Annotated in this window: 7 protein-coding genes; 2 read left to right on the top strand and 5 right to left on the bottom strand. The window is 40.3% G+C overall.

Annotated features, from left to right (window positions below):
* Positions 1-184 precede the first annotated feature (184 nt).
* The gene (locus D5018_RS19425; RefSeq protein WP_133309345.1) at positions 185-532 is read left to right on the top strand and encodes a hypothetical protein; all 348 of its coding nucleotides are present in this window, start codon (positions 185-187) and stop codon (positions 530-532) included.
* A gap of 174 nt (positions 533-706) precedes the next feature.
* On the opposite strand, the gene D5018_RS19430 is transcribed toward D5018_RS19425, so the two are convergent.
* The 4 genes from D5018_RS19430 to D5018_RS19445 form a co-directional block, all read right to left on the bottom strand.
* A complete protein-coding gene (locus tag D5018_RS19430; protein WP_121840646.1) occupies positions 707-3,010 on the bottom strand; it encodes a class I adenylate-forming enzyme family protein in 2,304 nt (767 codons plus the stop codon).
* 180 nt (positions 3,011-3,190) lie between these two features.
* Complete coding sequence (locus tag D5018_RS19435; protein WP_121840647.1) at positions 3,191-4,090, bottom strand: acyltransferase; 900 nt, start codon at positions 4,088-4,090, stop codon at positions 3,191-3,193.
* Between the two features lie 16 nt (positions 4,091-4,106).
* Positions 4,107-4,982 (bottom strand): acyltransferase, encoded by an 876-nt coding sequence (locus D5018_RS19440; RefSeq protein ID WP_121840648.1) that lies wholly within the window; start codon positions 4,980-4,982, stop codon positions 4,107-4,109.
* Between the two features lie 92 nt (positions 4,983-5,074).
* Positions 5,075-6,598 (bottom strand): YifB family Mg chelatase-like AAA ATPase, encoded by a 1,524-nt coding sequence (locus D5018_RS19445; protein WP_121840649.1) that lies wholly within the window; start codon positions 6,596-6,598, stop codon positions 5,075-5,077.
* 130 nt (positions 6,599-6,728) lie between these two features.
* Between D5018_RS19445 and D5018_RS19450 the strand changes: the two genes are divergently transcribed.
* Positions 6,729-7,061, top strand: a complete 333-nt coding sequence (locus D5018_RS19450) for a hypothetical protein (RefSeq protein WP_121840650.1) — start codon at positions 6,729-6,731, stop codon at positions 7,059-7,061.
* Positions 7,062-7,637: 576 nt separating this feature from the next.
* Here D5018_RS19450 and D5018_RS19455 read toward each other — a convergent pair.
* A complete protein-coding gene (locus D5018_RS19455; protein WP_243637473.1) occupies positions 7,638-9,752 on the bottom strand; it encodes a bifunctional 2',3'-cyclic-nucleotide 2'-phosphodiesterase/3'-nucleotidase in 2,115 nt (704 codons plus the stop codon).
* Between the last annotated feature and the right edge of the window lie 289 nt (positions 9,753-10,041).

The raw sequence follows: 10,041 nt of genomic DNA on the forward strand, positions 1-10,041 counted from the left end.
TTCATGATAACTCTCTAAATTGAGATAAAGCTGTTTTTAGGGTACTAAAGTCTAAAATGAAAATTTATGAGGAACTGCAAAATTCTTAGAAGTTTTGTGATTTAAAAAACTTTTAGTCGGCTACTTAGGCGGTTATTCATCTCGAGACCGTTGCTTGCACCAAGTTGGATCTTCTCGAAATACTGTGGCTAAACAAGAAGCTTGGCATTGTAACTTGCCTGTTATCACTGAATTAACCGATGTGATTCTACAAGAAGTAAAAAACAGTGATGTTAAAAATGTTTATTGGCGACACTTGGGATCAAAATTAGGGGTTAGATATCATGAATATGGAGCGATAAAGGTAGACGAGTTGACTCAAAAAGAATTATTAGAGAGAGTTTTGAAAAAATGGTGGGGCTTGCCTGAAACTCAAGAGCAAAAAGGATTTGAGAGACGTAGAGTATTATTAGTGTGCCTTGGACAAATAGAATGCAAACTTAAAGAAGGGTTAGAGCGGAGTTATCAGTTCAAAGTGATTGATATGAGATGAGGATTGAAGCAAATAGGCAAAGATAGCCGTTCAAAATAAACTAGAAACTATGAAGAACAGAGTTCACAGAATTAGAGAACTCTCTAACTCTGTGTTGTGGTAACTAAAAGGGAGTCGAGTGACTGTCTTTCATAGTTTCTAAGCCTTTTTAATGTTGCAATACTCAATAAATTATTACTGTGGTCGTCTCAGCGCCCTACGTACAGCTGCTTCAATCTGGGGCGCATTAGGCTTGGTCTCGATTGACTCTCCCAATCTTTCCCTTGCGAATTCAATAGATTTATTGGTCAATTGAACACGCTTAGGTTTTAGTGTGTGGGTGATTTGCAGAGATTCATCCTCTCTAAGAATAATGATATGCTCCAACCTAGGTCTTTCTGCTCTAGACGCCCCATTCCGTTCCATATGATCAAGTATGTCTTGTTTAGAAATAGAGTTATCGCTAACTCTAATTGCTAACATCACATGATCTTCAGCTGCCTGATTCGCTAAATCCTGAGGGAAACGGAAAATAAGAGATTCTTCAACCCCTGCTAGGCCTTTTAGGGTTTGCTCAACTGTATCAGGGCTAATGTTTTCACCACCTTTAATAATGGTTTCTTTACTTCTTGCAAAAATTTTGAACCGGCCATCTTGTCTTTGACGGACCAAATCACCAGTCGCAAACCATTGATGTCCTTCACTATCGACAAAAAATGCAGATTTTGTTGCTTGCACGTTGTGTAGATATCCATCAATAATGTTGCCTCTGACGAGCAGTTGACCTTCGATATTGAAGTCGCCTTGAATTCTCGTATTTGGCTTTGCTTTTATGTCGTTTGGATCAAACTCATTCCTGAGAACAGCATCTGTTGGTACAACTAATGTTGTGACCCAAGGAATTGGAATAAGTCCACCCTTTGGATCATTTTTAGCTGAAACGGCAATTGCAACCACTGTTTCTGTTGAACCGTAGCCATCCTGCATTGGGGTTCCATAGACTCGTTGTGCTTTGTCTATTGTACTTTCTTTAGGTGCCGATGCTCCTGTGATTACAAACGTGGCTGGGCTATTTTTGTATCTCCTTTGTAGAGCCTTTGATTGTGAAGACATGTAGCCTGCATGAAACTTCTCTACCCCAAAAAGCATATTAGCGCGACCTTTCTCATGTGCATCTTTGACAAATTTAGGATTTCTCGGATTTAAAACTAAATGAGTACAACCATTTTGAAGAGGTGATAACAGTACAGATTGCAGTGCACCAAAAGCATGGGCTAAAGGAAGCGGAAAAAAGGATACAGGATGTTTAGGCATATCAGGGTTTTCTGCTGCTAATAATGCCGCTACAGAAATCCCTGAAGTTAACAACATCTTATTCGTGTATACAGCGGCTTTTGCTCCAGATTGGAGACTTGGTAGTTCTGTGCCATTGCCATCAACACTGGTCGTTCCGCTGGTAAACAGCATTAATGCTGGTTTATTGAGTTGTTCTTCAGGGCTTAAGGTGTGGCTTTCAATTGGTGTGTATTCTTTTTTGCTGTGGATCACGTCGTGGAATGAGTGGCTTTGTGGCGTACGCTCCGTGAGGAGCCCTTTCTTCTTAGCCACAGTACTTTTTAATAGCTCCATTTTAGATCTGTTTTCCTGTGAACCCCATAGCCCTGAAAAGTAAAGTTGCATTTTTTTAGGAGAAAACTCTGCCTTAGCGCCATTTATGTTCATGCTTGCCATTATGTTAGGTAATTCACCGTGTACTTCGGTTCGAACCAGTTGCTCTTTTACTTCAACAATAGCGTTATGAATACCTTTGATCTTACTACCAATAATGGTGTCAGGTTGGGTTAATCGAATCGCATGCAATAGCCGTGGTTGAAATTCTGTTTGGTTATCAGAAGCGATTATGACGGTGGGGGTTAACCCTGCTCTTAATGCGCCGAGTACAGAAATCATAAACTCAGGTGAAGAGGGTAAAGCAATCAGTACGTTTCCATTAGGTCGAATTTTTCCAGCACGTATTTTGCTTTGAAAATCAGCAGCTAAAGCTGAACTTTTAATATCGAGATCTCTATATGTTAAGTTGTGCCCTTTGCCATATCCAGTAAATGCAACGATATCAGGGTTATCCAGAATGGCTTTTTCCCATAGACCGGAGACTGATGTTAGATTGTTTTGTAGTAAAAATTGTTCTGGATTTGGGTTGTGCCTCAACAGATTTTGAATTTCAGGAGGGTAGTGAGCGAAGTGAGGAGCTTGAGTAAATTCATTGTCTGTTATCTCTGCCTGTAGATGGAAGTCACCAAGTACAATATTTGTAGGAGGAGCCGGTGGTCTAGGAGGAGCTGCCATAAATTCATTTCGTCCGTGTCCTCCTCCTAGGGTAGCTTGATATCTACTTCGTTCTGTATGTAGTTCTGGAGATTGACTATCAAGAAGTGGCCTTGCTTCTAGAGCAGGACCTCCATGCGTAAACTGGATACTATACGGTGCTTCTGCAGACATAAATAGCCTTATTATTCAGTGCGAACGGAGCCCTGAAGCTATGGAATTTTGTGTGATAGGTAAATAACTATTAACAATGTTTAATCGTCAGTGGGAAGGATAAACGATACTTTTAAATGAAACTAAACTATCTTGCTAGCGCTGTGAGAAATACTAGCAAGACAAAGAATTAAGGATTGTTTACTTTTGTGTATTGAGTAGCTGTTTTATTTGCTGGTCTTTTTGCTGCCAAATATCATTTAACCAGCGTTGAAATTCAACGCGGTATTCGCTGTCACTAACGTATTGCACATGATCAACTTTTGGAACGGGAAGTGCCTCAATTCGAATAATGACTTTCTTTAATCGACCACTCATGGCCGTTTTTAACACATCGTTTGGGGCATCAGGATATACCAAAGTCATATTGAGCACATGGCTGAATTGATCTCCCATAGCCGAAAGGGCGAATGCTGCTCCACCCGCTTTGGGGCGAAGTAAGTGCTTGTAGGGTGAATTTTGTCGTTTTTGTTTTTCTGGTGTGAAACGGCTGCCTTCACAATAATTCATAATCGAAGTTGGAAGATTTTTAAACTTCTCACATGAACGCTTTGTGGTTTCAAAATCTTTACCGCGAAGGGCGGGATTTTTCTTTAATTTAGCGGGGCTGGTTCGGTTCATAAATGGCATATTCAATGCCCAGCAGCCTAATCCCATTAACGGTACGTATAACAGTTCTTTTTTTAAGAAAAACTTCAGCATCGGGATGTCGTTTCTGAGCGCATAAGTTTGTGCTGCAATATCAAAACCACTGACATGATTACAGATCACTAAGTACCACGATTCTTTGTTCAAGTTTTCTAGGCCTTGTATATCCCACTCAATATTTGAAGTCAGCTTTAAAATACCACCGTTACAACATACCCAGCACCACATCAACTTATCCATGAGTTTACTTAAAGGTATTTGTACTAAATTAATGGGTAAAATCAGTTTAAATAGGCCACCGATAAAAATCAGCAACGACCAAAATCCGGTATTAATGGCGAGTAATAACCCACTAATAAAAAATAAAATAGGGGCTGGTAAAAAACGCAACATAATGAAAAAAATCTTCCTACGAGTGTGCTTTCAGGTTGTGTAAAGTAGAGTCTTTATGCTCCCAGCGTTGACTGAGTTGTTGCTGGAATGCTTGCTTGAACTGTCTATCGTTGGCGTAGTCACCTATCATTTCAGGCTCAATGTCTGATACTTCTATGTGAACTTTGACCTGTTGCATCTGACCACTGATGAATTGCCAAAAACTTGGAATGCCTTCTGGATAGTGAATTGTGACATCAATCATCTTATTCATGCAATCTTTCATGCTGGAGAGAGCAAAAGCCAAGCCACCAGCTTTGGGCCTAAGTAAATGCTGGTAAGGTGATTTTTGTTGTTGATGTTTCTCTGTGGTAAATCGTGTGCCTTCAACAAAGTTCATGATACTCACAGGCTTGTGCTTAAACTTTTCACAGGCCTTACGAGTTACTTCAATATCCTTGCCTTTAAGCTTTGGATTTTTGCGTATTTGAGCACTGGTGTAGCGGCGCATAAACGGAAAATCTAAGGCCCACCAAGCTAATCCTAATACAGGTACGTAAATTAGCTCTTTTTTTAGAAAAAATTTAATGAATGGAATTTTGCGATTAAATACTCGTTGTAAGATCAGAATATCAACCCATGATTGGTGGTTGGCGGTGATCATATACCATTCATTTTTTTGAAAATTTTGCGTACCAGAAATTTTAACCTGAACGGGGTGAAATAGGCGTTCGATAAACCCATTCACTGAGATCCAACCTGAAGCACAATGGTCGAGTATGTAATTGCCCAAGGTTTGTGAAGCTTTCAAAGGAATTAGCTTAAATAGCCCAAAAATGATGATGGGACACATCCAAAAAAGGGTGTTAATAACGTAACAGCTAAAAGCTATTGAACCTCGAATAATTGGCACTGACTTTACTCTTAATTTTAAAAAGGACTATCTTAACGCTTATGCTCCATCCAATAAAGGTACGCTGTTCTGGTTGGAGCAATGAGTATTCATTATTGTTGGTTTAATCGAGCCAGTAACTTATCCATGGCTCGATAGCCTAAGGCTTGAGCAAGGTGACTTCGACTCACTGTTTGCTCTCCTTGTAAATCGGCAATAGTTCTAGCTACTCTCTGTAATCGATGATAACTGCGAACCGATAATCCAAGTTGATTGACACTATTTTCTAAAAACACTAAATCATCACTATTAAATCCGCCTGTTTGTTTTAGTTGCTTACCTGATAACTGACTATTTAGTACACCTGCACGCGCTAACTGAGTTTCTCTTGCTTGTAGAACTCGTTTAGCAATTTCTGCACTGGTTTCATTGTTGGTTGGTGTTTGAGTGAGTGTACCTTTAGGTAGTGTTGGTACATCAATCGTGAGATCAAAACGATCAATGAAAGGCCCTGATAATCGACCAAGATAACGTTTGATTTCATTCAGTGACGCTCGGCTGTTGCCTTCGGCATCGCCACAGGGGCTAGGATTAAGGGCGGCAATCAGTTGAAATCGGCTGGAGAATTTGAGTTTTGCAGCAGCACGAGAAATGATCACCTCACCCGTTTCCATTGGTTCTCTAAGGCAGTCCAGTACCTTACGGGGAAATTCAGCCACTTCGTCTAAAAATAAAACACCTCGATGGGCTAAAGATATTTCACCAGGTTTGGGTACACTGCCGCCACCCACCAATGACATCGAAGAACTGGTGTGATGTGGCGATCGAAAAGGACGCTGAAAAAATTGCTTGGGCGATAAGTGCATGCCTGCCACCGAATGAATAGCGGCTACTTCTAATGCTTCTTCGTAATTCATTTTAGGCAGTAGAGACATAATGCGGCTAGCAAGCATGGTTTTACCCGTTCCTGGAGGCCCCAGCATTAATAGATTATGCGAACCTGCAGCCGTTATTTCTAAGGCTTGTTTGGCTTGATATTGGCCGATGACTTCACTTAAACAAGCTTGAGTCTGAATGTCGTCAGGTGAGATCCACTCAGCACCGTTTTCAATACTGGGAAGTGATTGTTGACCGTGAAGATAAGCTGAAATTTGGCTCAGCTGATGAGCAAATTTAACTCTTTGATAATTCACTAATTCAGCTTCATGACGATTGTTTTGTGGCATCAATAAGATATGGTCGCTGTCTTTAGCTGCAATAATGGCAGGCAGAATGCCTGTACAGGCTTGGACTTGACCAGATAACGCCAACTCTCCGATAAACTCATGGTTTTTTAAGCTTTGTGATGGAATTTGGTTTGAAGCCGCTAAGATACCAATGGCAATTGGCAGATCATAACGCCCGCCTTGCTTGGGGAGATCGGCAGGAGCAAGGTTAACGGTGATCCTTTGCATAGGAAACTCAAAACCTGAGTTGATCAGCGCACTTCGAACTCGCTCTTTGGCTTCTCTTACAGAGGTTTCAGGTAAACCGACCAAGTTGAAGGCAGGTAATCCATTACTTAAATGCACTTCTACCGTTACCGCAGGCGCTTCTACTCCACAGCTGGCTCGCGTATGGACACAGGCAATTGCCATCAACATATCCTTATGTTTTTCAATTTGTTACAGATTATGGAAAAAGCTGATAATTGTAAACTGATTTGAGTCAGTTTCAATTCAGAAGAGACAAAATAAGGTATAGGAAAATCGTAAAAGGTAAAAAACTTTGATTCGACCTATTTACTTAACTTCACTATCAATTTTAGAGCTTGATGAAATTAAGGATTTAAAAAGTACTGCTTCAGACATTAAACTCATATCTGGCTGGTGGACTTGTCAATTAAGAAATGATTCAAAATATGCAGTATTTTTTGAGTTTGGTGAAGCTGTGTATGCTTGCTCGGAGTCTCGTAAGCAACGTGTGATTGATAATCTTGAAAATGGTGGAGAGCTCCCAATTTTATGGCGTGATACTTTTGTTGCTCAAGTTGTCATTGAGGTTAATCGACGTTTTCACAACAATGACTGTATTTTTAATCGAAAGGCTAGGGCGTGTTGATCTTTCAGGATTAAATTTTGTGCTATTTGAGCACTTTTTGGTTCAAGGCGTGAGCAGTGAAGCTTAGCCATCTAAGTAAACTGGTCACAACACAGAACAGGAAGTGCTCAAAAGCATCGAAGACAGCGTAAATTGGTCACTTCTGCTGCGTTATCGTTTGTTTATGTGGAATAACCACACTGCACAAACTCCGCCTTGCATAAGATAACCAATTTATCGCTGCAAAAATAATCACGAAAGATCAACACGCCCTAATAAGTTATATACTCGTGATACTTGAAAATGCAGGATTTCAGCGAGAATTAATTGCCATTTAGGCAAGGCACTTATCTGTAGAAATAGTCAGTCTATTTTAAGGGTAAGTAACGCAGCATAAATGGCAATTAAACTCGCACTGCGTGGGCTTTTCAGCATAGATTATTCTTTGTTGTGAAAGCTTGAATTAGCCCGCTAGTTCAAGCTTTCACGCCTCGAATAATGCAACGCTGAACAAGCCCTGAAAGTTGCATCTTCAAGTGTCACGAGTATAGAAGCACAGGCCGTTAGACCTGCACTTGTAATTCGTAGTTATGAGAGTTATTGAGTTTTAAGTTTGGTCATATCGATATTGTAAATGGCAAAGCCTGGAACTGGGCTTTGGGTATTTAATTTAGTCATAGTTCGACGTTGGTTGGCATCAACTTTAATGTAATCATCAGCTGTTTTACTATCTTGAGTTTCAAATCGAACATCAAGGGTTGATGCTGGAGTTATGTTTACAAAATCCCAGTTAAAATCAGGTGTGGGATCAACACCGTTATCACCAGAGTTTTCTTTGATGTAATCAATTAAAGCTTGACGGTTTTCTTTACCTGCATATTCGGCAACAACATGATCTCTACCCGTGCCAGCAAATTTGCCACCAAAGCCACGATAATTATTAGTAATGACGATAAAGTTTTGTTTTGCAAAGGCATCACCTGTAATGGCATCTCCATTATTAGGCTTGTAGCTTAAGTCAACAATGCGCTTACTACCTCCGGCCACATTTTGAATTTTACAGTCTCTGTCATAGTTTGAAGGCTGAGTAACATCAATTTTGTAAGTAATGCCTTTAATGGTGTCGAAGTTATAGGTTGGGTGGCCTGCTCTATTGATCAAGTTTTGAGGGGTGGTAACAGCGGGATCAATTTTATTAAACTGATTAGCACTACACTCAAGCCACTCTTTAATTTCTGCACCAGTGACCTTTAGTGCGACCACAGTATTTGGATATAGATACAAGTCAGCCGCATTCTTAAAGGCTAATTCTCCCGCTTTTACTTGCACATATTGATCGGCATCATTGGTGCTTTCAAAACGTCCGCCCGCTTTAAATGGGGCGGCAGCGGATAGAATAGGCAAGTCTCTATCTGCTTCTGGTAGCAAGGTTAAGTTTTCTGGTTGTGTAGCAAACCACATTTGAGCATTGGCAACGATTTGAACGGTTGGATCGTCTTGCGCCATGGATAAAAAGCTGTACATATCTTTTGATGCTTTACCTATGGGGACATTCACGTAGGTGCGTGTACCGGCATGCTCGGTAGAAACCGCATCACGAATTTGGTAGTCAGGATCAACCAGCGCCTTTTTGTCAGCCCCGTTATATATTGGTCGGGTATTGCTTTGAGAATTAACCACTTTCCATTTGCCGTTATCTTTTTCAAGGGTAAGATCAATAACCCCTAAATGGTCACCCCAGCGTCCGGGCATAACGGCTGCTACGCCATTAATGGTTCCTTTTTTAATATCAACATTGGCGACATCTTTGTATTTATCGCTTGGGAACAGCGCGTGACTGTGACCAAAGGTGATAGCGTTGATATCAGGCACTTTTGATAACGCCCATACAGCGTTTTCCATCATAGGATCTTTATCATTTGGTGTGCCCATACCTGAGTGAGGAATGGCAATAATGATGTCCGCGCCTGCCTCTTTCATTTTAGGCACATACATTTCGGCTGATTTAACGATACTGTTTGCTGTGACTTTGCCCGTTAAATTTTCAGAATCCCATTGCATAATTTGTGGAGGAACAAAACCAATATAGCCAATTTTTAGGGTTTCCATATCGCCATCTTGGTCTTTAACTTGTTTTTCTTGTATCACATAAGGCGTAAAGCGGTTATCACCTTTTTTCTTGCCGTCCATTCCGCAATCGGTATCGCAAATGACATTGGAGTTAACGTAAGGGAACTTTGCTCCTTTTAGAGCGGCGTCTAAAAAGCCAAGACCATAGTTAAATTCATGATTCCCTATATTAGCTGCATCATATCCTATGATGTTCATGGCTTTGTAAGCAGGGTGTGTATCAGGTAATGAATCATCATTTTTTTTATAGGCATCAGCCATATAGTCACCCATTGGGCTACCTTGCAGTAAATCGCCGTTATCGACAGTAACTGAGTTATCGACTTCCTTTCTTGCTGCTTTAATTAGGCTAGAAACACGTGCAAGGCCTATGGTTGCATCATCACCACTGTGGGCACTTTTACCATCGTCCTTGTAATAGTTGTAATCCATGATATTGGTATGCAAATCACTGGTTTCTAATATTCGCAGTTTAACAACATCATTGTGATGTTTATGGCTGCTACCACATCCAGTTAGGCCAAGCGCTACGGTCACTGCCGATGCCAACAATAACCTTGTTGTTACTTTTGTTTTCATCATAGTCTTACTTTTGCTACTCATAAAAAAATAATCGGACAATTATTGTGCTTGGTACAAGTTGAAAAAGTGGGGAGGATCACATAACGGCAATGATTAATTAAGGCGGTCACATTTTAAGGTAGAAGATGTAATTGAATGGTAGGGGAATTACGTTGATGTATATAAGTAGCCGACTAAAAGTTTTTTAAATCACAAAACTTCTAAGAATTTTGCAGTTCCTCATAAATTTTCATTTTAGACTTTAGTACCCTAAAAACAGCTTTATCTCAATTTAGAGAGTTATCATGAA

Source organism: Parashewanella curva (assembly GCF_003675895.1).
Taxonomy (GTDB): domain Bacteria; phylum Pseudomonadota; class Gammaproteobacteria; order Enterobacterales; family Shewanellaceae; genus Parashewanella; species Parashewanella curva.